At 44.8% G+C, this 20565-nt stretch carries 25 protein-coding genes; 18 read left to right on the top strand and 7 right to left on the bottom strand.

The genetic code is table 11. From position 1 onward, the window contains the following. The first annotated feature begins 9 nt into the window (after positions 1 to 9). The 10 genes from C558_RS0115690 (at position 10) to C558_RS0115740 (ending at position 6042) form a co-directional block, all read left to right on the top strand. Positions 10 to 525, top strand: coding sequence for a GNAT family N-acetyltransferase (locus tag C558_RS0115690; protein ID WP_018757244.1), 516 nt, complete (start codon positions 10 to 12; stop codon positions 523 to 525). Then, on the top strand, positions 522 to 1022 hold the full coding sequence (locus tag C558_RS0115695; RefSeq protein WP_018757245.1) for a 2,4'-dihydroxyacetophenone dioxygenase family protein: 501 nt from the start codon (positions 522 to 524) through the stop codon (positions 1020 to 1022). The genes C558_RS0115690 and C558_RS0115695 overlap by 4 nt, the downstream gene beginning before the upstream one ends. A gap of 47 nt (positions 1023 to 1069) precedes the next feature. Then, on the top strand, positions 1070 to 1498 hold the full coding sequence (locus C558_RS0115700) for an NUDIX domain-containing protein (protein ID WP_018757246.1): 429 nt from the start codon (positions 1070 to 1072) through the stop codon (positions 1496 to 1498). Between the two features lie 13 nt (positions 1499 to 1511). Continuing rightward, positions 1512 to 1724 (top strand): helix-hairpin-helix domain-containing protein, encoded by a 213-nt coding sequence (locus tag C558_RS0115705; protein ID WP_026263944.1) that lies wholly within the window; start codon positions 1512 to 1514, stop codon positions 1722 to 1724. A 255-nt stretch (positions 1725 to 1979) separates the two neighbouring features. Beyond that, the gene (gene pyrE, locus C558_RS0115715) at positions 1980 to 2516 is read left to right on the top strand and encodes an orotate phosphoribosyltransferase (protein ID WP_018757248.1); all 537 of its coding nucleotides are present in this window, start codon (positions 1980 to 1982) and stop codon (positions 2514 to 2516) included. A 9-nt stretch (positions 2517 to 2525) separates the two neighbouring features. Further along, positions 2526 to 3248 carry a hypothetical protein gene (locus C558_RS0115720; RefSeq protein WP_156826129.1) on the top strand — a complete coding sequence of 241 codons (723 nt, stop codon included), beginning with the start codon at positions 2526 to 2528 and terminating at the stop codon, positions 3246 to 3248. A 29-nt stretch (positions 3249 to 3277) separates the two neighbouring features. Next, the gene (locus tag C558_RS0115725; protein ID WP_018757250.1) at positions 3278 to 3925 is read left to right on the top strand and encodes an HD domain-containing protein; all 648 of its coding nucleotides are present in this window, start codon (positions 3278 to 3280) and stop codon (positions 3923 to 3925) included. Further along, positions 3915 to 4928, top strand: a complete 1014-nt coding sequence (locus C558_RS0115730; RefSeq protein ID WP_018757251.1) for a phosphotransferase enzyme family protein — start codon at positions 3915 to 3917, stop codon at positions 4926 to 4928. Before C558_RS0115725 ends, C558_RS0115730 begins: the two co-directional genes overlap by 11 nt. Before the next feature lie 44 nt (positions 4929 to 4972). Continuing rightward, positions 4973 to 5452 carry a DinB family protein gene (locus C558_RS0115735; RefSeq protein ID WP_018757252.1) on the top strand — a complete coding sequence of 160 codons (480 nt, stop codon included), beginning with the start codon at positions 4973 to 4975 and terminating at the stop codon, positions 5450 to 5452. 2 nt (positions 5453 to 5454) lie between these two features. Then, positions 5455 to 6042: a histidine phosphatase family protein gene (locus C558_RS0115740; RefSeq protein ID WP_245583812.1), complete on the top strand. Its 588-nt coding sequence runs from the start codon at positions 5455 to 5457 to the stop codon at positions 6040 to 6042. An 86-nt stretch (positions 6043 to 6128) separates the two neighbouring features. Here C558_RS0115740 and C558_RS0115745 read toward each other — a convergent pair whose 3' ends face one another. The 3 genes from C558_RS0115745 to C558_RS0115755 all read right to left on the bottom strand — a co-directional run bounded on the left by C558_RS0115745 (position 6129) and on the right by C558_RS0115755 (position 8421). Further along, entirely contained in the window at positions 6129 to 6875 is a 747-nt protein-coding gene (locus tag C558_RS0115745; protein ID WP_026263946.1) for an amino acid ABC transporter ATP-binding protein, read from the bottom strand. Positions 6876 to 6891: 16 nt separating this feature from the next. Next, positions 6892 to 7551, bottom strand: coding sequence for an amino acid ABC transporter permease (locus tag C558_RS0115750; protein WP_018757255.1), 660 nt, complete (start codon positions 7549 to 7551; stop codon positions 6892 to 6894). 102 nt (positions 7552 to 7653) lie between these two features. After that, on the bottom strand, positions 7654 to 8421 hold the full coding sequence (locus C558_RS0115755; RefSeq protein ID WP_018757256.1) for an amino acid ABC transporter substrate-binding protein: 768 nt from the start codon (positions 8419 to 8421) through the stop codon (positions 7654 to 7656). Positions 8422 to 9000: 579 nt separating this feature from the next. On the opposite strand from C558_RS0115755, the gene C558_RS0115760 reads away from it, so the two are divergent. Continuing rightward, positions 9001 to 10062: an AI-2E family transporter gene (locus C558_RS0115760; protein WP_018757257.1), complete on the top strand. Its 1062-nt coding sequence runs from the start codon at positions 9001 to 9003 to the stop codon at positions 10060 to 10062. Between the two features lie 4 nt (positions 10063 to 10066). On the opposite strand, the gene C558_RS31155 is transcribed toward C558_RS0115760, so the two are convergent. After that, positions 10067 to 10279, bottom strand: coding sequence for a hypothetical protein (locus C558_RS31155; RefSeq protein WP_018757258.1), 213 nt, complete (start codon positions 10277 to 10279; stop codon positions 10067 to 10069). A gap of 144 nt (positions 10280 to 10423) precedes the next feature. On the opposite strand from C558_RS31155, the gene C558_RS0115770 reads away from it, so the two are divergent. After that, the gene (locus C558_RS0115770) at positions 10424 to 10981 is read left to right on the top strand and encodes an SLOG family protein (RefSeq protein WP_018757259.1); all 558 of its coding nucleotides are present in this window, start codon (positions 10424 to 10426) and stop codon (positions 10979 to 10981) included. A 35-nt stretch (positions 10982 to 11016) separates the two neighbouring features. Here C558_RS0115770 and C558_RS0115775 read toward each other — a convergent pair whose 3' ends face one another. Then, complete coding sequence (locus tag C558_RS0115775) at positions 11017 to 11283, bottom strand: hypothetical protein (protein ID WP_018757260.1); 267 nt, start codon at positions 11281 to 11283, stop codon at positions 11017 to 11019. Positions 11284 to 11440: 157 nt separating this feature from the next. Here C558_RS0115775 and aepX point away from each other — a divergent pair, with 157 nt between their 5' ends. Genes aepX through C558_RS0115795 form a run of 4 tightly spaced genes read left to right on the top strand, consistent with a single transcriptional unit; the run spans position 11441 to position 15348 of the window. Further along, on the top strand, positions 11441 to 12340 hold the full coding sequence (gene aepX / locus C558_RS0115780) for a phosphoenolpyruvate mutase (protein WP_018757261.1): 900 nt from the start codon (positions 11441 to 11443) through the stop codon (positions 12338 to 12340). Beyond that, positions 12337 to 13467, top strand: a complete 1131-nt coding sequence (gene aepY, locus C558_RS0115785; protein ID WP_018757262.1) for a phosphonopyruvate decarboxylase — start codon at positions 12337 to 12339, stop codon at positions 13465 to 13467. Before aepX ends, aepY begins: the two co-directional genes overlap by 4 nt. A 28-nt stretch (positions 13468 to 13495) precedes the next feature. Continuing rightward, complete coding sequence (locus C558_RS0115790; RefSeq protein WP_018757263.1) at positions 13496 to 14614, top strand: 2-aminoethylphosphonate aminotransferase; 1119 nt, start codon at positions 13496 to 13498, stop codon at positions 14612 to 14614. Beyond that, on the top strand, positions 14614 to 15348 hold the full coding sequence (locus C558_RS0115795) for a YheC/YheD family protein (RefSeq protein ID WP_018757264.1): 735 nt from the start codon (positions 14614 to 14616) through the stop codon (positions 15346 to 15348). Before C558_RS0115790 ends, C558_RS0115795 begins: the two co-directional genes overlap by 1 nt. A 130-nt stretch (positions 15349 to 15478) precedes the next feature. Here C558_RS0115795 and C558_RS0115805 read toward each other — a convergent pair whose 3' ends face one another. Then, on the bottom strand, positions 15479 to 16360 hold the full coding sequence (locus C558_RS0115805; RefSeq protein WP_018757265.1) for an AraC family transcriptional regulator: 882 nt from the start codon (positions 16358 to 16360) through the stop codon (positions 15479 to 15481). A 200-nt stretch (positions 16361 to 16560) separates the two neighbouring features. Between C558_RS0115805 and C558_RS0115810 the strand changes: the two genes are divergently transcribed. After that, complete coding sequence (locus C558_RS0115810) at positions 16561 to 17292, top strand: ThuA domain-containing protein (protein ID WP_018757266.1); 732 nt, start codon at positions 16561 to 16563, stop codon at positions 17290 to 17292. Between the two features lie 270 nt (positions 17293 to 17562). Continuing rightward, positions 17563 to 18759 carry a Gfo/Idh/MocA family protein gene (locus C558_RS0115820; protein ID WP_026263948.1) on the top strand — a complete coding sequence of 399 codons (1197 nt, stop codon included), beginning with the start codon at positions 17563 to 17565 and terminating at the stop codon, positions 18757 to 18759. 193 nt (positions 18760 to 18952) lie between these two features. Here C558_RS0115820 and C558_RS0115825 read toward each other — a convergent pair whose 3' ends face one another. Beyond that, positions 18953 to 20554: a response regulator transcription factor gene (locus C558_RS0115825; RefSeq protein WP_018757269.1), complete on the bottom strand. Its 1602-nt coding sequence runs from the start codon at positions 20552 to 20554 to the stop codon at positions 18953 to 18955. Positions 20555 to 20565 lie beyond the last annotated feature (11 nt).

Raw genomic sequence — 20565 nt, forward strand, 5'->3', positions numbered from 1 at the left:
GAAGCAAAGATGCGTATCCGATTAGCCATTGAAAAGGATATCGAAGGGATAGCTCATGTTCATATGGAGAGCTGGCGGTCCACGTATCAGGGAATCATCTCAGAGTCGGTTCTATCTAACCTGACCATGGAAGGACGCATCAAGAAATGGGCTCAAATCTTCGAACGGGGTCACTCCGATAGCGTGATTTATGTGCTGGAAGATGAAGACGGGACGATCAATGGATTCTTTCACGGTGGGAAGAGCAGACAACCTGAATTAGGGTATGATGCTGAACTCTATACCATTTATTTGTTAGAAGAAGTCCAAGGGCTCGGGTATGGCAGACAGCTCTTCGATACTTTCGTGGATGCGCTCAAACAGTGGGATTATTCATCATTCATGGTCTGGGTACTCGAAGATAATCCATCACTTCATTTCTATAAGAAACTCGGCGGACAAGTAATAGCAAGCAAAGAAATCAAAATCGGGGAGGATCGACTTACGGAAGTCGCACTCGGTTGGGGAAAGGATGAAGAAGCATGAGACAGCTTATTAAAGATTCCGTCATACAACTCGCTGAACAATTACAATTGCCGGAGAAAGTTATCCATCAGGATGACTTGCCGTGGGTGCCTTTTGATGAAGGTGAAATAAACTGCTATTTCAAGCCGTTAAGGTTTGATCTGTCGACAGGGACATGGACGTATTTATTCCGAATCAAACCAAACAAAAGATTAACGCGTCATCGACATACCGGAGGTAGTGTCATCGGGTATCATCTGAAGGGGCAATGGCGGTATGAAGGACGGGACTGGATCGCAACGCCGGGTACATTTATTTTCGAACCGCCTGGAGATATTCATACGTTGATAACGGGGGATGAGGAGGTAGAGACGTTATTTATTCTTGGCGGGGCACTGCAATATTTTGATGAGAATAATCAAATCATTGGCCAAGACGATGTCTATACGGTGCTGAAGAAGTATCGAGATTACTGTGCGGCACATGGGATTTCAATTCGGGAAGAGTTGATCTATTAGAGGTTGTTCAAGGATTATAAAAAGAGGACTGCAAGGAGTAACATGCCGTGATAATCAGAAATTCCGTCAAAGCAATCATTATACAAGACAATAAATTACTCGTAACGAAGCTGCAGGACGAAGATGGAATGTATTATCTACTACCTGGTGGAGGACAAGAAGTCGGAGAGAAAATGCATGACACGGTGATCCGAGAATGTATGGAAGAGACTGGCTTTGTTGTTGAAGTTCAGGAGTTGATGTTCATTCGAGAGTGCTTCCTCGTACCAGGCATCCATCGTGTGGAAATGATCTTCCGATGCCATGTGGTTGGTGAGTCACAGATAACGAACATGGATCAGAACCAGCTGGGATTTGAATGGATCGATATGGATCAGATAGAGCATGAGCCATTATTCCCAGCTGAGCTTCGAACACGAATTAAGCGATCTCATTCGAATATAGAGCAACCTGTTTATTTGGGTGAAATCCATTAGTTCTGGAGGAATAATGATGAATAAGAAGCTTACTAGCCCAAATGATATCCCTAGCCATCTATCACAGCCTGCACTACGTGCTCTTGCAAACGCAGGGTTAACGAATTTAGAACAAATTTCAAAGCTATCATTAAAAGAGTTTAAGAATCTGCATGGGATTGGCCCAGGGACGGTTAAACCGATTCAAGAGGCTCTGAAAGCGAAAGGTTTGTCTTTCACGGAGTAAGGATTTGTCCAAGCTCAAGCATGTATTCACCCAGACAAGTAGCAGGAGGGCACGAACATGAAAATAAGTAAAGCCAACGCAGACCATTATCTATGGGGAGCATCTTCAATCGTTCTGAAACAGATATCGAGTTTCTAGTGATTTCGCAACCAACAACTTCAGGGGATCGGGTCGTTGTAGATTCATTGGATTAATTAAACATTGGTTATTTCTGGAACCTATATTATAATATATGGAAAATCTCAGGAGGAACCTATGAATCTATCCAATCTTGCTAGAGAGATTTACGAAGTCGCACACCTGACAGGGAGCTTTACACTCAGATCGGGGCAAGTCTCACAGGAGTATTTTGACAAGTATCAGTTCGAGGCAGAACCACGTGTTCTAGATCGAATATCGCAAGCATTGGTTGGACTTATTCCTGAGAGAATAGAAGTGTTAGCAGGTCTTGAAATGGGGGCTGTACCCATCGCAACAGCACTCTCGTTGAAATCCGGGATCCCCGCAGCATTTGTTCGGAAAAAAGCGAAAGCCTACGGCACCGCGAAATTGGCGGAAGGTGCAGCGATTAATGGGAAGCGGGTTTGCGTTATTGAAGATGTGATCACGACAGGCGGGCAAGTACTCCTAAGTACGCAAGATTTAAGAGAAGCAGGTGCAATCGTCGAGGATGTGATTTGCGTGATCGAACGTGATCCTGAAGGTCGTCGGAAATTGGAAGAAATCGGGCTCCACGTGCATACGTTGTTTAAGATGGAAGATTTAATCGAGGCGGGTAAGATTACATCTTAAGGAGTCTGAATGATGAACGAACTAGAATTATTCAATAATATGCAAGTGATGAACCTCTTTCGGACAGCATGGCAGTATTTTATCCAAAACTTCCTTAAGATCTTAAGTATTGTATTGATCATCGCAGTACCCGTAGAGGGGCTCATCTATTATTTTTTTCAAGATACGATGGAAGGTAAGGTTTATGGTCTTCAGATTCTATTAAACTTGATAATGAGTGCATTGTTGACCATCATTCCATCGACAATCATCTGTATGATGTTCCCGAAGATCGTGAATGGCGAAGAGGTAGGGCTGAGGGAAGCATTTCGCAAAGGACTCAAATATTGGTTCAAACTCACGATTTATGTGTTTGTTGTAAGAATTATCTCTGCGTTGGGGTTACTGCTTTTCATTATTCCAGGGCTCATCTTCGTGGTACGTATGCTCTTCGTGGATTATATTATTATGCTGGAAGGCACCTATGGCAATAACCCGATTAAACGAAGCAATGAGATGATTAAGGGCAGGACAGGAGAATTTATGCTAATCATGGTGGGGGTCGGCATCGTTCAATGGGGACTCGACTATGTGTTTCGAACTTACATTCATCTGGATCCATGGCTTCTCTCGCTAATCTCAGGCGTGATCTCAGAGTTATTCATAGAGTTCATGACAGTACTGTTCCTGATCGCCTATCTCTACATCCGAAAATACGAAAATCCAGAGCAGATTATAACTCTCGACGAATAGAAGGAAAATGACATCAAAGGGGGTGGCATATGCGCAGGAAGGAAGGACAAATGATAGAACTTGCCGAGCAATTTGCCCGGGCGTTCTTAGCGTCGGATCCGAGCGGGCATGATTGGTGGCATGTTCATCGTGTTCGCAACTTAGCCCTTGAGATCGCGGATCGTGAGCATGCGGATGCTTACATTTGTGAATTGGCAGCACTGCTGCATGATGTAGCGGATGTGAAGCTTAATGCATCGAAACAAGAGGGTTTGGATCGTGTACGAGATTGGCTAGAGCGTGTGGGGGAAGACCCAGCGGTCATTGCACCGGTCATGGAGATCATTGCGAACATGTCTTATAACGGTGGAAGCAATGTGCCGATGACGACCATTGAAGGTCAGGTGGTGCAGGATGCGGATCGTCTAGATGCGATCGGTGCGATCGGGATTGCACGAACTTTTGCCTTCGCAGGGTCGCGTGGGCATCTGATTCACGAGCCGGGGGAGCATCGCTCGAACACGAAGACAGCGATCGCCCATTTTCACGAGAAATTGTTGAATTTACAAGAACTAATGAATACGGGCTATGCCAAAGAGCTCGCAGCAAACAGACATCAGTTCATGGAGGCGTTCTTGCAGCAATTCCATGCGGAATGGTCAGAACATAGGGAGGAAGACAGAACAGATGATTCCTGAAATTAAGGCATTATATACAGATCAAATTTTACATGATGCAGCTCGTCGTTATGGTGTCGAACCGGAGGAGGTTCGATCGCTGGGCGGGTTTGAGAGTTTCGTCTATGAATATACGAAGCAGGGCGAAGATTACGTTCTCAAAATAACACATACCCTGCGCAGAAGCGTGAATTACATTCGCGGGGAAATCGAATGGGTGAATTATTTAGCAGATCAAGGCATCAAAGGCTCCCGCGTGGTTCCATCCGAACAAGGGAATCTCGTCGAGGAAATTGCTGCAGACCAGGGCTCTTTTCTTGCGATTGTCTACGTCAAAGCACGAGGAATAGCTATCACGGCGGATGTGTGGGATGAGCCGCTATTCGAGCAATGGGGCGCCATGCTCGGCCGAATGCACCGTCATACGAAGGATTACGAAGTTAGCTCTCCGCTTATTCAACGCCAGACGTGGGATCAAGAGGAACAATTGCGAGCCGACAAATATTTGCCGGCAGATGATCCGGTCATTGGCATCTTAGAGGAACGATTGAAGACTTTACGCTCTCTGCCAATAACGCGAGATACTTATGGTCTCGTGCATGCGGATCTTCATCAGAAAAACTTCTTTATTGAGCATGGCGAAATCTATCCATTTGATTTCGACGATTGTGAGTATACGTATTTTGTCAATGATATCGGAATCACCTTATATTATGCGATGCGATATGCTCCTACGAAGAATGATGATATGACTGATTATGCGCGCACATTTTTCCGTTGTTTTGTGGAGGATTATCTGCGGGAAAATTCAATAACAATCGAAGAAATTGCTTATATCCAAGATTTCATTAAGCTGCGCCATACCCTGTTGTATATTGTATTCATTCAAGTTGGCCACCTGTCGAGGGAAAATGAGGAGCAGCTACAAAGATTATTGCAGCATCAACATGAAGTCATCTCCGAAGAACCGTTAGTACCGCTCGATTTTGTCGCTGAATTCCGCCAATTGCAGGGTTTATCGTAACAAGTCAATGCCAATAGACTAAATAATTGATAGGGGTTGAGCGTATGAGTCATTTTGTATTTAATCAGCAGCGTTTCGTTCGTCAAATGTTGTTAAAAGTGGTTGATGGCGTTTCCGAGGAAATGGCGAATCAAGTTCCCGATGGGTTTCGGAATCATATCCATTGGAATTTAGGTCATATTTATGTCGTGTTCGAACGATTCGCATTTCAAAACATTGGACTTCCGATGCAGCTTCCTGAAGGCTTCAAAGAGCAGTTCGAGAATGGTACGTCACCCCTTACGCGACCGGAGTCGGTTCGTGTTCCGAGCCTTGAAGAACTGAAGCAGCTTTTAGCGCAGCAGAACGAGCGAGTTCAAGCAGCGCTTGAACATCGTCTGCAGGAACCCATCGATCCGCCATATACGACATCAGCGGGGATGGTGCTCGCCTCCCCTGAGCAATTTCTAACCTTTAATTTATTTCACGAAGGCATGCATTTGAACACGATTAGACAGTATAAAGTGCTGCTTTCTCAATCCTAAAGGTGAACAACATACGAACGAATATCTACATGGTGAGGCATGCCGAGTCCCCTTTTCGATACGGAGAGGAACGCACACGAGGCATTTCCGAAGCAGGGGCTCAGGCAGCAAAACGGGTGGCAGATATTCTTCGCAACGAAGCGATTGATGTCGTTGTCTCGAGTCCGTACGCCAGAGCTATCCTGACGGTTCAACCTTTGGCAGATCAGGCGAATCTGTCAATTCTTCCGTACGAAGCATTGCAAGAGCGATTCGTCGAAGGACATTATCATGTGTCGTGGGAAGAGAAAAAACAGGCGGTTGCGAAGTCATTCGATGATATCGACTATGCGATGGATGGCGGGGAATCGACGAGAGCGGCGCAGCAGCGAGCGATCCCCGTAATCGAGGAGTTGCTGTCTACCTATGGTGGCAAGAATATCGTGATCGGGACCCATGGCAATATCATGACGGTCATCATGAACTATTATGATTCGAGGTATGGATTTGATTTCTGGAATCAGACATCGATGCCAGATATTTATCGCATGACTTTCGAAGGGAATCGGCTCCAGCAGATAGACCGATGTTGGAATTTAAGCTGCTCATAGCGAAGCGTCTTGCTTGATGTACTTGTAAATGAATCAACAAAGACCTCTCCATCAGATCGATTGGATCCATTGGAGAGGTCTTGTTATTAAGCATAACTGTTGTTCAAAAATGCTCGTGTGCGTTCCGATTGCGGGTTCGTGAACAATTGCTCCGGCGTCCCCTGTTCGATGATTTCTCCACCATCCATAAATAGGACCCGATCCGCGACTTCTCTCGCGAAGCCCATTTCATGGGTAACGACGATCATCGTCATTTGCTCTTCTGCTAGCTGTTTCATAACTTGCAGGACTTCGCCCGTTAATTCCGGATCCAGCGCGGAGGTCGGCTCATCGAAGAGTAGAATGTCCGGATTCATCATGAGTGCACGCGCGATTGCCACACGTTGCTTCTGCCCGCCGGAGAGCTGCGACGGTAGGGCATCTGCGCGTTCGGTGAGTCCGACCTTTGCTAGTAATGCCGTACTTCTGCGCCGAACGGCGTCTGCAGACTCACGCTTGACCTGCAGCGGAGCGAGTTCGAGATTCTGTGTCACCGTCAGATGCGGGAATAGATTGAAATGCTGGAACACCATTCCCATCCGTGAGGTGATGTCTCGGATTTCCTGCGCCTTCCCATAAGTTCCTTGCTGAACAAGGGGTTGACCTGCAATCCGAATACTGCCGCCTTGCACTTCTTCGAGATGAATCAGGCTGCGCAGCATCGTGCTCTTTCCTGAGCCAGAAGGTCCAATGACCGCGATCACTTCATTTGGATTCACGTCAAAAGAAATTTGTTTCAAAACTTCAACTGATCCATAAGATTTCTTCAAATGAGATACTTCGATAATCCCCATATTCGCCATTCCTTTATTAATCAAATTTCAATCGGCGCTCCAGCCATTTGAAGAAGAGGGTCAATAGGAGCGTCATAAGCAGATAAATGATCCCCGCATAGATGTAGGGCATCAATGTAAAGTCACGATTCACAGCGGTCTGTGCAAAATGTAATAGCTCCGGTACGGCAACCGCATAGAGCAGCGCGGTATCCTTCACAAGGGTAATCGATTCGTTCGATATAGCCGGCAATGCGATTCGGAACATTTGCGGGAGAATAATACGTACGAGTGTCTGTCTGCGATTCAGGCCAAGCACTTGTGCGGCTTCGTATTGTCCTTTGTCAATTGCGAGAAGTCCGCCTCGGAATATCTCAGCATAATAAGCCGCATAGTTCAGAATGAAGCCGAGGCAAGCGGCGACGAACCGATCTAAGACCAAGTATTGGCCTATGCCTGGAATCATCGGGAGTCCAAAGCAAATCACTAACAATTGTAAGAGCAGCGGTGTACCGCGCATCAGATAGATATAGATTCCGGCCAGACGCGAGAGGAGCTTCACGCGGCTATTTACGGCGAGCGTAAGTAGAAACCCTAAAGGAACAGAGACGATGATGGCAATGAAGAATAATAGGATCGTCATCTGCGCGCCTTCCAGCAGCGGTTTTATAATTTTGATGAAATAATCGGTAGTCATAGCGTACAGTCCTCTCCAGGTGAAACGAATAAATACGTAATCTGAAACAAAACAGGCTTTCTCGAAGAAAGCCCAGCTTGTTCATTATTTTATATCATTTGCCTACTTAAGCACTTTATCCTCACCAAACCATTTATTCGAGATCTTCGCGGCCGTGCCATCTTGATTCAATGCATCAAGTGCCTTTTGCAGTTGGTTCAGTAAATCTTCGTTGCCTTTTTTCACGCCAACACCATACTCTTCTGGAGCCAGCGATTCATCGAGCAGTTTGAAGCTATCTTTTTCTTTGGCCATGTAGTATTTAATAACAACCTCATCGATGACCACCGCATCAATGCGTCCGGATTTCAGATCACTCAAGGCAAGAACGTTATCCGCGAATTCTGTAACCGTCTTAACACTTTCATGAATTGGGCTTGCAGCTAGTGCATCCGACGCGGATGAGAGCGTCTGGAGCCCAACAACTTTGCCATTCAAATCAGCAAGCTTAGTGATGGGGGAATTCGCCAGTGTTACGACAACCTGAGCATTTTTGAGATACGGCTTCGTGAAGAGTACTTTTTCTTTTCGTTCATCGGTAATGGTATAGCCGTTCCAGATCAAGTCGATTCGACCGCTGCTCAATTCAGATTCTTTGGTCTGCCAATCGATGGGTTGGAATTTCACCTTCTTGCCCATCTTCTCGACAGCTGCAGTCGCATAGTCAATATCAAATCCAACAAGCTCATTACTATCATCTCGGAACCCAAGAGGTGCGAACTTGTCATCGATGCCAATGACGATCGTATCTTTGTCGGTAGAGCCGGAACAGCCAGTAAGAAGAGCGAAGAGTGCAACGAATACGAGTCCAATAATTGCTGTACGTTTCATGAAGGATGACCACCTTTTATCGAATGTCAAACACTTTAGTGTGTTACCACGTTATCAGAATCCTATGATAACATACTAAAGTGAAATCTGTCGACAACTCATGCTAATAATATTTGTTGATTCATTAATTTGGAATTAAATGGTTATAAATAATAGAGGACCGTGTTACATTTGAAGAATAAGTAAAAAAATTGATGGGAGATGAAGGGGTGAGGTTCATTGATTTCGTCAAAGAAGTATTGCCCAGGAAATTCATAGCAGTGATTGCGACGTACGGTGTGGCCATATCGTTCTTCAGTGATTATTTCACTACGGTCATGTTAAGGCAGTGAAGCCGAATCCTAGTATTTTGTTGTATCTGCTTGTCTTCACATCGGATCTGTGGTATCACGCCATCTTTAGCCTGTTGATTCCGCTTGCAATCCGGTTAGGATTCATGTCCATCGTGTGGTATCGGGGTTAAATATTACGTAAGGATTAGCAATTAATTGTTGGAACGGAATGGCTGTAATTGCGTATAGGTATGATATGTGTCAAAAATCATAAGATAGAGATAAGTGTCGGGGTAGGAGTGAATGCATGGTTAATTTTTTACGAAGTAATGGGTTTAAACGCGTTATTATTCTAATCGGGATCGCTCTTGCACTGTATTTGATGCAGAGTATGATCAATCTTATTCTTATCACGTTCATCTTCACCTTCTTGATGAATCAACTCTCCACAATTACGACAAAAGGAATTAGGCGAATCGTTCCGATCAATGAGAAGGCCGTGATTGCTACGCTCTATCTCCTCCTTGTCGCCGGGATCGTTGCCGTCATTTACAAGTATTTACCGGTCGTGACCCAACAGATTACACAGCTGATTGACCTCATTACCGGATTTAGTCTCGATCCGAATGATAATGAGATCGCGAGGTATTTGGCTCCGACGATCGAGAAGATTGAACTCGATAAATACTTGGGGCAAGGTTTTGACCTCATCCTCAAAAATATCACGAACATCGGTAAGATCAGCATGCAGGTGTTCATGGCCCTAATCTTAAGTTTGTTCATTCTCCTCGAGAAGAAACGAATTACGGAATTCACAGCGAAATTCAAAGACAGCAAGATTGGACCCTTCTATGAGGAGCTAGCGTATTTCTGCAAGAAATTCGTTAATTCATTCGGTAAAGTGATCGAAGCACAATTCATTATTGCGGTTGTGAACTGTATTCTTTCTGTTATTGCCCTTTATTTCATGGGCTTCCCGCAATTGATTGCACTCGGCATTATGATCTTCCTACTCGGATTGATTCCTGTGGCAGGGGTTATTATTTCGTTGATCCCGCTCAGTATTATTGCTTACAGTATCGGCGGATTGATGTATATTGTCTATATTCTGATCATTATTATGATACTGCATGCGATTGAGTCGTATATTTTAAATCCGAAGCTGATGTCGGCGAAGACCGATCTTCCGATCTTCTATACGTTCATCATCCTGATCTTCTCGGAACATTTCATGGGTGTATGGGGATTGATCATCGGAATTCCGATTTTCATGTTCTTACTTGACATTCTAGAAGTCACATCTTCCCCAGAGGATGAGATGCATAAGCAGCTCGCGATACAAGAGGATAAGGATAAGAGAACCAAATAATATTTCAGATGAAAATAAAAATGGAATCATCGCTCTTATGCGTGTGATTCCATTTTTGTTTATATTTGTTCTGTTGTTTGGCAAGTGCTTCGCGAAGTGTTGGCGTCGTGCGTTCAACAGGCAGGATGCCATGCCATGTTCCTCTTCGATTGGCTGGATCATATTTTCCTTCACGGATTTGCTTTTCTCTGCGTTTTCTGGATTTTGTTGCTCCCATGTGTAGTGCCTCCTCAAATCATTCATTTTTATCGTACCTCTGTATTGTACGCAGTATTCAACTGTAAGTTGCAGTAGCATGGCATGTTCTTGGCAGAACCGCTATAATGAGAGGATTATGAGGTTATCGGACAAGGAGCAATATATGAAAAATCTGCTGGTCACCGGGTATCGCGCACATGAGCTTCAAATTTTCAGTCAGAAGCATGTTGGGATTGGGTACATACAGAAAGCGATCGAGAATCGGCTCAGACCTTTGATCGAAGAAGGGTTAGAATGGATGATTACACCTGGGCAGTACGGGGTTGACTTGTGGGCCATCGAAGTGGGCATTGCGCTCAAGGCAGACTATCCCCATTTCCGTGTCTCCATCATGACGGCGTATATGAACCCTGATGAGAAGTGGAAAGAGGACAAGCAGAACTATTATCAGAAGCTGCTGAAGGGTGTGGACTATTACGCATCGGTGAGCAAAGAGCCGTATAGCGGAGGTTGGCAGCTAAGGGCAAGGGACGATCTGCTCTTCCGCAAGACTGACGGGATTCTCTTGTTCTATGATGAAGATGCAGCAGAAGGCAGTCCACGATTTTATAAAGAACGCGCTTTGAAGAAGCAGCTGGAAGAAGACTATCCGATTATTGGCATTTCGTCGGAGGAGATCCAGAGTATTGCAGAGGAAGAGAATCTCAGGTACATCGAATGAGTTGAGATCCTCACCCAGCTGCTATGGTTAAATCCTTATGATGGTCCCATCACTGCTCTTTGCTGCTTGTTGCGGCGAACGAAGATGAACAGTACAAGTGCAGTGATAGCCACAGCTGTTGGAGCAACGAGCCAGATCGCTGTCGCGCCGAACCAGTTCGGCAGGATCCAGATCAGTGGGAGGAGTAAGATCAAGCCTCGACTAAGAATAATGGCAAGCGACTTCCCTGTCTGATTAATCGATTGATAATACTCGGCGTACACCAAGGCGAGATCGTAGCATAGATGGATCCATAGAAGCATTTGAACCTTCAAAATCTTGAAGGAGTCAAATGCTTTTTTTCATCTTATTAAGAGGGCGGTTCAACGGACAAGAAGCCTACAACAATTCGAATGAAACGGAATAAGTATATATCACAGATTAATGCATATCTCAACAACGACAGAGAGGATACAGCTGATGAAGAAAGCGTCACAATTCAAGCAAATCGTTCATTCACCTCATTTGGATTTTTTGATGGAGGCCCATAATGGCTTGTCGGCGAAAATTGTAGAGGAGGCAGGATTCAAAGGGATTTGGGCCAGCGGATTATCGATTTCCGCATCATTGGGTGTAAGGGATAATAATGAAGCCTCCTGGACACAAGTTCTGGATGTTCTAGAGTTTATGAGCGATGCGACGACGATCCCGATTCTGTTGGATGGAGATACCGGATATGGAAACTTCAACAACGCAAGACGATTGGTGAAAAAGTTAGAACAGCGTCATATCGCAGGCGTATGTATTGAAGATAAGTTATTCCCGAAAACGAACTCATTTCTTAACGGCGAGGCCCAGCCGCTTGCAGATATTGAAGAGTTCTGCGGTAAGATCAAAGCGATGAAAGATACCCAGCTTGACGACGACTTTATGGTTGTGGCGAGAGTGGAAGCCTTTATTGCAGGTTGGGGTCTAGAAGAGGCATTGAAACGATCGGAGGCTTATCGACAGGCTGGTGCAGACGCGATTTTGATGCACAGCAAAAGTTTGGATATTACAGAAATTGAAGCTTTTATGAATGAATGGGCCGGTAGGCATCCGGTAGTGCTTGTACCCACCAAGTACTATTCTACGCCGACGGAGCGTTTTCGGGAACTGGGGGTCAATGTCGTTATCTGGGCAAACCATAATATGAGAGCATCCATTGCTGCAATGCAAAAGACATCCCAAAAAATTTTTAACGAAAAAAGCATTGTTGATGTCGAAGGCAGCGTGGCCACTTTAGAAGAAATCTTCCGGTTGCAAGAGGCAGAAGAGCTTCAAAAAGCAGAAAAGAAGTATCTGCCATCCACGGAAAAGCTTTCAGGTGATCTTCAATGATCAATACCAAACGGTTCGGAGAGGAACTGCACAGATTAGGATTTTCTTTTTATACTGGGGTGCCGTGCTCATATTTGAAATACTTGATCAATTATGCGATCAACGAATGTGATTATATTGGGGCAGCTAACGAGGGAGACGCGATTGCCATTGCTTCGGGCGCCTATCTAGGTGGGAAAAGGTCCGTCGTTCTTATGCAAAATTCGGGACTAGCGAACGCTGTATCGCCTTTGGTTTCACTCAATTATCCGTTTCGGATTCCGCTTCTTGGATTTGTCAGTTTACGTGGTGAACCGGGTGTTCCCGATGAACCGCAGCATGAATTGATGGGACAGATCACAACGCAAATGCTGGAACTTATGCAGGTGGAATGGCAGTATTTATCCTCCGATTTGGAGGAAGCCAAGAAGCAACTATTACAGGCCATTCACGTCTTGGATCAGAATCGGTCGTTTTTCTTTGTGGTAAGAAAAGAGACCTTTGAACAAGAAACGCTGCAAAAACAAGAACAATTCCTGATTTCAAATGAATCCAAAGAGATAAAACGTGCAGAGGACCAGTTACCGTCTCGAATTGAAGCATTATCTTGCATTGATGCAATGAAAGACAAGGTTACGATTCAGCTTGCTACTACAGGAAAAACTGGTCGGGAGTTGTATGAAATCAACGATGATATCGGCAATTTCTATCTCGTAGGTTCTATGGGATGCGTTAGCTCCTTGGGACTGGGATTGGCGCGGACTCGTAAACAGAACGATATCGTAGTTATTGACGGAGACGGCTCCGTTCTGATGCGTATGGGATGTTTGGCGACAAATGGAGCGTATGGACCGCCCAATATGCTTCACATTTTGCTGGATAATCACGTTCATGACTCGACAGGGGGACAATCAACCGTGTCCGATCATATCGATTTTGTGGAGATCGCAGCTTCCTGCGGCTATAGAAAATCTAGCTACATTCATACCTTGAGCGAGCTGGAATCGTCCATAAAAGATTGGAAAAGAACAAAAGGATTGACGTTCCTTTATATGAAAATTGCCAAAGGGTCCAAGGAAAAGCTTGGCCGACCTCACATGAAACCCTATGAAGTCAAAGAACGATTAAAGACGTTTTTGGATATGTAACCTTGAGGTCAACAAAGGGAGAATAATAATGACGCCCATCAGACGTAACATTTTGTTGAACCCCGGCCCAGCCACAACGACGAATACCGTGAAATTCGCTCAAGTTGTGCCGGATATTTGTCCCCGTGAAGAGGAATTCGGCTTACTAATGGAAGAAGTATCCTCGGAGTTGACTCGTTTCGTGACAGATGAGGATGGTTATACGACTGTTTTGTTTGGAGGTTCAGGCACAGCCGCGGTGGAATCCATCCTCAGTTCTGCCATCGGTGACGATACCGTGCTCATCATCAATAATGGTGCTTACGGAAAACGGATGTGCGAGATTGCCGAAGCCTACGGCTTGCATTACTTAGAATTTCCAAGCCCTCCCGATCTACCTATCGATATGATCGCACTCGAATCTATAGTCGGCTCTCACGCGATTTCGAATCTCGCTGTTGTCCATTTGGAAACAACGACAGGGCTACTAAACGACATCACTTCCATCGGAAATCTATGTAGAAGGCATAACATTGATTTCATTGTAGATGCAATGAGTTCTTTTGGTGCGGTTCCAATTCGAATGGCCGACATGAACATTAGTTTTTTGGCAGCGAGCTCCAACAAATGTCTTCAGGGTATGCCCGGCGTATGCTTCGTCGTGGCTAATAATGAGAAAGTGACTGCACTAAAGGACAGAAAGCCCAGAAATTATTATTTAAATTTGTATGAACAGCACCGACATTTCGTAGAAACTCGTCAAATGCGGTTTACGCCTCCTGTTCAAACGTTCTATGCGCTTCAGCAGGCCATTTTGGAATTGAAACAGGAAGGTGTTATAGAGCGGTATGAGCGGTATAAGAAATCATGGGAAACGATAGTCGATGGAATTACGCAACTTGGCCTAACCTTTATTGTGAGTAAGGAACATCACTCCAAGATCGTAACGTCCATTGTCGAACCGGATTGCAGCGGATACGATTTTCAGGAGATGCACGATTATTTATACGATCAGGGTTTTACGATTTATCCCGGCAAGCTGGATAATCGTAAAACATTTCGGATCGCGAACATCGGGGATGTTTCGCACGAAGATATGACAGCATTCTTAAAATCTCTTGAAAATTACCTGCGGACAATTGATTTCTTTCGAAAGGCAGATGAGTGATGAGCGGAGCTGAAAAAATTAGAAAAAATGAATTTATGAAGCAAGACGATCGGCTCAGGCCGCATATTCCTGTAACGTTAAAGGCAACCCCAACTAATTTCAGAGAGCTGCTCGATAAATATAGCGATATCATTTTTAAACCGATTAACGGCAGTCGCGGCAGAAATGTCTATCGGGTAACATCACTTAGAAGCGGTCGATATCGCATTCATCATGAGTCTAACATTGTTCATGTGTATAGCAAAGAAGAAGTCTTCAATCGCATTCAGCTTCACTCCAGGACGTATGATTATTTAGTACAGCCTCGGATTAGACTTGCGAAGATAAATGGCCGGCCATTCGATTTGCGGGTCATTGTTCAACGCAAGAGAAACTCAAAAAAATGGAAAGTAACAGGTAAAGTTGCTAAGGTAGCAGGAAAAGGATATATTGTTACAAATATCACAAGAAGCGGAGGAACTGTTCGTAAAGTTCGGACTGCTATTCGGCAAAGTTCACTACAACCTTCCAAGAAACGAAATTTGCTGCCCGCAATTAATCGACTAGCAGTCACAACAGCAAGCCGATTAAAACAAATCTATCCAAGTCAACGTATTTATGGTCTCGATATGGGAGTGGATAAATCGGGGCATTTATGGATCATCGAAGCAAATAGACGGCCAGCCATGTCTCATTTTCTCAAACTGCGGGACCGCACCATGTATCGACGTATTCGGAGGTGGAAGTCTAAATAACAAGTCGGCTATAACTTCTATATCTGCTTTCTTAATGAGGCTGTTGCAAAAGTTCGAATCAGAACTTCTGTCACAGCCTCGTTTGGGTATTTCAGCGTGATAAAGTTGAGTTCTTCCAAGTCGGTAGGTATCAAATAAGATCCCCTTTATACTCACTGGGTGACATACCCACATATTTCTTGAAGACCTTGCTGAAATAATAAGGGTCTTCTAGACCCACGAGATAACCAACCTCGCCGATACTTAGATGGGTGGCATCTAGCAATTCCTTCGCATGATTGATCCGAACTTGATTGATATATTTCGTAATCGTATGCCCTGTCACTTGGCTGAACACGCGATTCATATAGTCGAAGTTGCATGCGAATTCCTGCTCAATATCAGCTCCGGAAATTTTGCGCGCATAGTTCAAATGAATGAAGTCTAGCAGCGCATTCAGTTTGATTAACGACTTCGTGTTCTTCTGATGATTGCTCTGCAGCTCCGTCATCAAATATTCTCGGGAAATCTCAATACAGAGCTCGGATAACCGCATCGCTGTAAGTGTTCGGTTGTAAGAGCGACCGTGATAGAGCTGCACCATCTCGCTTAGGACATGGTAGAAATGCTGGAGTCTTGAGCTCGTCGCAAACCGAACATATTTCGGCAGATAACAGATAGAAGGTTCTATAGGCGTTCCGCCCCCGCCTTCCTCGAGAAGAATACGTCTTGCAAGCGTGTGGAGATCCTCGACCTCAACGGATTGAATCTCTGGATGCGTAAAATGAATATAGTAATAGTCGCAGGCATGCTTCGCCGTTCCCTCATGCTCAAGGTTCGGTTCCAGCATGAAGGAGTCGCCTTTTTTTAGAATATATTGAACGCCATTCTCCTGGATATGCATCTCGCCGCTCTTCATGAAGTAGAGGATATATTCGTTCACATTGCGTCTAAAATGACGCCACGGCGTCTTATATGATACATAACCGACAAGCTTGATCGTGGGCAGTGTGTCCATAGGAATTGCAAGCATTGATACTCTCCTTCATTCATCCAAAAGTCGCTTTTGTACAAAAGTGTCTTGATCCGACATTCTCAATTATTCTATCACAACCTATACTAAGGTAGAAAATGTTATCACCACGACAAACTTATCAAGTTAAGTTAGACGCAATACTACAATCTTGTACAGAGGCAGGTTCGTTGGATCACACTACCTTAGGAGGATTAATGATGGCACACATTCAAGTTACCGTATGGAATGAATATCGACATGAACGTCACAATGAAGTGGTAGCAGGCATTTACCCGGAAGGGATTCATAACGCGATTGCCAGCTATTTGAAAAAAGAAGATACATTCGAAGTGAAGACAGCTGTTCTGGATGACCCGGATCATGGGCTAAGCGATGAGACGCTTGCGAACACGGATGTATTGATTTGGTGGGGGCATATCGCTCACCAAGAAGTACGTGACGATATCGTTGAGAAGGTCCGCAGCAGAGTGTTAGACGGCATGGGATTAATCGTGCTTCACTCCGGTCATGCATCCAAAATATTCGAGAGATTGCTCGGAACAAAAACAGGCGCGTTAAAATGGCGTGATGACGGCGAGAAAGAACGGATCTGGGTCATTGAGCCAGGTCATCCGATTGCGGAAGGGCTCGGCGAATATATCGAAATTCCAAAAGAAGAAATGTACGGCGAGCGCTTCGAGATTCCTGCACCGGACGAATTGGTATTCATCTCTTGGTTCGAGGGCGGCGAAGTGTTCCGCAGCGGCTGCTGCTATCGCAGAGGCCAAGGGAAAATCTTCTATTTCAGACCGGGTCACGAGACCTTCCCTGTGTACCATCAGCCAGAAGTCTTGAAGGTGATCTCGAACGCAGTCCGCTGGGCAGCTCCAACGCAAGCGCCGAACGTGACTTATGGCCGCGTAGATCCAATCGAGAAAATCGGAAAATAGAAAATCTTCATAGGGACTGCCCGAGATCATCCATCGATGACCTAAGGGCAGTCCTTTTTCTATATGGACCTTAAAGTCATGCGCGAAATGATGATTGATTTCATCATTTATATCGATTTTTTTGTTCTTTCTTTTGATATAAAAGAAAATTTTTGTGACAAAATGGAAGGAATGAGGGGTGGTCATCAGGAATATTTTAGAGGATGAATCAGAGACCTAAGGGTCAGGTGGCCTTTGGGCATAATCATGAAGGCGATGGAGGAGATCAGCATGAAGTCGAAAATGAAAATCGGCGTGATTGGATTAGGCGGACGAGGCATCGGGATGATGCAATTAATGCTGCATATGGATGATATCGAAGTGGTTGCGGTCTGTGATCTGTATGAAGATCGCTGCGAGCAGGCGGCGAAAATCGTGGAGCAGTCGGGACAACCGCGTCCGATGACGACGAAGGATTATACAGAGATTGTAGAAATGCCTTCGGTGGATGCGATCGTGGTCACCACCTCGTGGGCGGACCATATCCATGTGGTGGTCGCCGCGATGGAGCATGGCAAATACGTGGCCTGCGAAGTTGGCGGGGCATATTCCATCCAGGAATGCTGGAAACTGGTTGAAGCCTATGAGCGCACCAAAGTGCCTGTCATGATGCTGGAAAATTGCTGTTATGGGCGAACAGAGCTGATGCTCCTGCATATGGTGCAGCAGGGCGTGCTTGGGGAGATTGTTCACTGTACAGGTGGATACATGCATGATTTGCGCTATGAGATCGCCTATGGCAAGGAGAATCGCCATTATCGCTTGAACAATTATATTCACCGCAACTGCGATAATTATCCGACACATCAGCTCGGACCGATTGCCCGCATCCTCGACATCAATCATGGCAATCGGATGGTATCGCTCGTCTCCGTCGCGTCCAAGTCGGCAGGGCTTCATGATTACGTGAAGAACGTGAAGCAGGACGAGGAGCTCGCGAAGGTGAACTTCCTGCAAGGCGACATTGTAACGACGACAATCAAGTGCGCTCGTGGCGAGACGATCACGCTGACGCTGGATACGACGCTGCCACGGTATTATTCGAGAAACTTCTCGGTTCGCGGAACGAAAGGCATGTACACGGAGGATAACGATTCGTTGTTCATCGAAGGCGTACATAACGAGTTCGAGGGGGATTGGCGAAGCCAATGGGGCAATATCGAGCAGTATCGGGAGCAATACGATCATCCGATCTGGGAGGCGTATCAGAAGGAAGGCATCAAGCAGGGCCACGGCGGCATGGACTGGCTAGTTCTACGAGACTTCTTCGACAGCGTGCAGCAAGGAACGCAGACGCCGATCGATGTCTATGATATGGCGAGTTGGATGAGCATCTCGGCGCTTAGCGAGAGTTCCATCACCACGGGCGGTCAGGCGGTAGCGATCCCGGATTTCACGAATGGTAAGTGGATGAATACGAATCGTTAGGCAAGTGAGATGTGTATCGGATAAAAAAGCAGTTGCAACCCATTTGAAGAAGATGGGGCAACTGCTTTTTTTCTTGCATTTTATCGTTTGGTGCGCTGTCGAAAAGCCGTAGCAAACACAAGCTATAGAATGTATCAAGCCAAGTTCGCTTCCTTGCGAATTTGGCTTTTTGTTATTGCAAATAACAACTATCTTATTTTATGTCTGTGAAGTCTTTCTTATATTCATTCGGTGTACAGCCGACATCTTCTTTGAAGAGCTTGGAGAAATAAGAATAGTTCGAATACCCTACTTTCGTTGTGATTGTAAATAGAGGTAAATGCGTTGTTTTTAACAAATGCTTGGCAGCGGAAATTCGGACTTGAATCACATAATTTCCGAGGGAGATACCCGTTTCTTTCTTAAATAGCCTTGCGAGATAGTCGGGATGGAGATAGACGATTTCAGCCAGATTGTTGCGTGTGAGATCGTCACCGTAATGGGAATGAATATATTGCTTGATTTCGTCGACAACAGATTTGGGTTGTTCGGCGAAGTTCCTGTATTCCATCGCGGTATTCACTAGATAGGTAAGGTATTCCTCCATATCCTCGATCGAATACAAGGAATGCATGAATAATTGGTCATTGGTTTTCCCTGTGTATAATTTATGAGCTTGAATCCCTTTGTTTTTGAGAAAAGAATATACGAGCTGCACCATATCCAATCGGAACAAGCTAAGGCTCGAGGTTCCAAGCGTGTTACGATACAACATATCACTTAAGTATTGGGTTGTTTCTTGCAGAAAAGCAGTGGATTTGTTCTGGTTCAACAGCTCTTCCAAATGGGCCAAGTTAGGAGGGATGTAGCCTACTTGATTTTGATGGTAATATTCTACGAAAAAAGTTTGATTTCGAGATTTCGTCATCTCTTCATTCATGGTTAACAATTGCTTAATGATCAGGCTGATTCCCTCAAGTCCTCTAGATAAGCCGACATTGCAGCAAACATCGCATTTCAGATATGGGTTCGCTTTCAGTATGAATGAAGAACAGAGTTCTTCAAGCATTTGTGAATCGGGGGAATGATCCCATTTGAATATGACGATCCAATTATATTCTTTGTATTCTAATAGGGTCTCAATTGAAAAATAAGGGCTCTGAAATAATTCATGCATCACATTGATCAGCGCATAATCGAAAAGTCCTTTTTCTTCTTTTCCCATGCTCCCAGCGTAAGGGAAGATATTGAATAATAAGGGCTGGAAGATATCAAACGGCTGATAGGACAGATTATTATCTTCGATAAAATTGAGTATCGCTGATGATTTCATCGGATAAGAGGTACTGCTATTGATGAGTTTACGCCAAAAATGTTCAACGATTTTTGGTTGATTTTTTTGCCAAAGCGTGCCTTCCTGTATCGATTTTTCATTTTGTTTATCTTCTTTTGCTCTTGTAACAGCTTTTTGGATGATAAGCATCAATTTATCAAATTCGATCGGCTTGAGGAAATATTCAAAGCTTTGCAATTCAATAGCCTTTTGCGCATAGTTGAAATCTGCGTAATTCGTCAGGAATATGGCTTGAACGCTGTAATTCTCTCCACGAATCCACGCCAGAAGCTCCAGTCCGCTTCCTTGAGGCATTTCAATATCGGAAATCAAAATTTGAACAGCATGTTTTTTGAATATTTCGCGTGCTTGAGCTACATTGTTAGCGGTATAAATGTTTTCAATCCCGAGTGATTTCCAGTCGATTTTTTGTTCGAGTGCGGATACGACAAAGTAGTCGTCATCAACAAGTAACACATTCATATACTGCTCCC

Origin of the sequence: Paenibacillus terrigena DSM 21567 (genome assembly GCF_000374845.1) — a bacterium.
GTDB classification, from domain to species: domain Bacteria; phylum Bacillota; class Bacilli; order Paenibacillales; family Paenibacillaceae; genus Paenibacillus_K; species Paenibacillus_K terrigena.

Bases quoted from the DNA above. Each gene is read 5' to 3' on its own strand.
- C558_RS0115725 (WP_018757250.1), top strand. From the start codon at position 3,278: ATGCGCAGGAAGGAAGGACAAATGATAGAACTTGCCGAGCAATTTGCC.
- C558_RS0115745 (WP_026263946.1), bottom strand. From the start codon at position 6,875: ATGGGGATTATCGAAGTATCTCATTTGAAGAAATCTTATGGATCAGTT.
- C558_RS0115790 (WP_018757263.1), top strand. From the start codon at position 13,496: ATGACGCCCATCAGACGTAACATTTTGTTGAACCCCGGCCCAGCCACA.
- C558_RS0115720 (WP_156826129.1), top strand. From the start codon at position 2,526: ATGATGAACGAACTAGAATTATTCAATAATATGCAAGTGATGAACCTC.
- C558_RS0115810 (WP_018757266.1), top strand. From the start codon at position 16,561: ATGGCACACATTCAAGTTACCGTATGGAATGAATATCGACATGAACGT.
- C558_RS0115735 (WP_018757252.1), top strand. From the start codon at position 4,973: ATGAGTCATTTTGTATTTAATCAGCAGCGTTTCGTTCGTCAAATGTTG.
- aepX (WP_018757261.1), top strand. From the start codon at position 11,441: ATGAAGAAAGCGTCACAATTCAAGCAAATCGTTCATTCACCTCATTTG.
- C558_RS0115825 (WP_018757269.1), bottom strand. From the start codon at position 20,554: ATGAATGTGTTACTTGTTGATGACGACTACTTTGTCGTATCCGCACTC.
- C558_RS0115690 (WP_018757244.1), top strand. From the start codon at position 10: ATGCGTATCCGATTAGCCATTGAAAAGGATATCGAAGGGATAGCTCAT.
- C558_RS0115775 (WP_018757260.1), bottom strand. From the start codon at position 11,283: ATGCTTCTATGGATCCATCTATGCTACGATCTCGCCTTGGTGTACGCC.
- C558_RS0115750 (WP_018757255.1), bottom strand. From the start codon at position 7,551: ATGACTACCGATTATTTCATCAAAATTATAAAACCGCTGCTGGAAGGC.
- C558_RS31155 (WP_018757258.1), bottom strand. From the start codon at position 10,279: ATGGGAGCAACAAAATCCAGAAAACGCAGAGAAAAGCAAATCCGTGAA.
- C558_RS0115760 (WP_018757257.1), top strand. From the start codon at position 9,001: ATGGTTAATTTTTTACGAAGTAATGGGTTTAAACGCGTTATTATTCTA.
- C558_RS0115820 (WP_026263948.1), top strand. From the start codon at position 17,563: ATGAAGTCGAAAATGAAAATCGGCGTGATTGGATTAGGCGGACGAGGC.
- C558_RS0115770 (WP_018757259.1), top strand. From the start codon at position 10,424: ATGAAAAATCTGCTGGTCACCGGGTATCGCGCACATGAGCTTCAAATT.
- C558_RS0115755 (WP_018757256.1), bottom strand. From the start codon at position 8,421: ATGAAACGTACAGCAATTATTGGACTCGTATTCGTTGCACTCTTCGCT.
- pyrE (WP_018757248.1), top strand. From the start codon at position 1,980: ATGAATCTATCCAATCTTGCTAGAGAGATTTACGAAGTCGCACACCTG.
- C558_RS0115695 (WP_018757245.1), top strand. From the start codon at position 522: ATGAGACAGCTTATTAAAGATTCCGTCATACAACTCGCTGAACAATTA.
- C558_RS0115795 (WP_018757264.1), top strand. From the start codon at position 14,614: ATGAGCGGAGCTGAAAAAATTAGAAAAAATGAATTTATGAAGCAAGAC.
- C558_RS0115705 (WP_026263944.1), top strand. From the start codon at position 1,512: ATGATGAATAAGAAGCTTACTAGCCCAAATGATATCCCTAGCCATCTA.
- C558_RS0115805 (WP_018757265.1), bottom strand. From the start codon at position 16,360: ATGCTTGCAATTCCTATGGACACACTGCCCACGATCAAGCTTGTCGGT.
- aepY (WP_018757262.1), top strand. From the start codon at position 12,337: ATGATCAATACCAAACGGTTCGGAGAGGAACTGCACAGATTAGGATTT.
- C558_RS0115730 (WP_018757251.1), top strand. From the start codon at position 3,915: ATGATTCCTGAAATTAAGGCATTATATACAGATCAAATTTTACATGAT.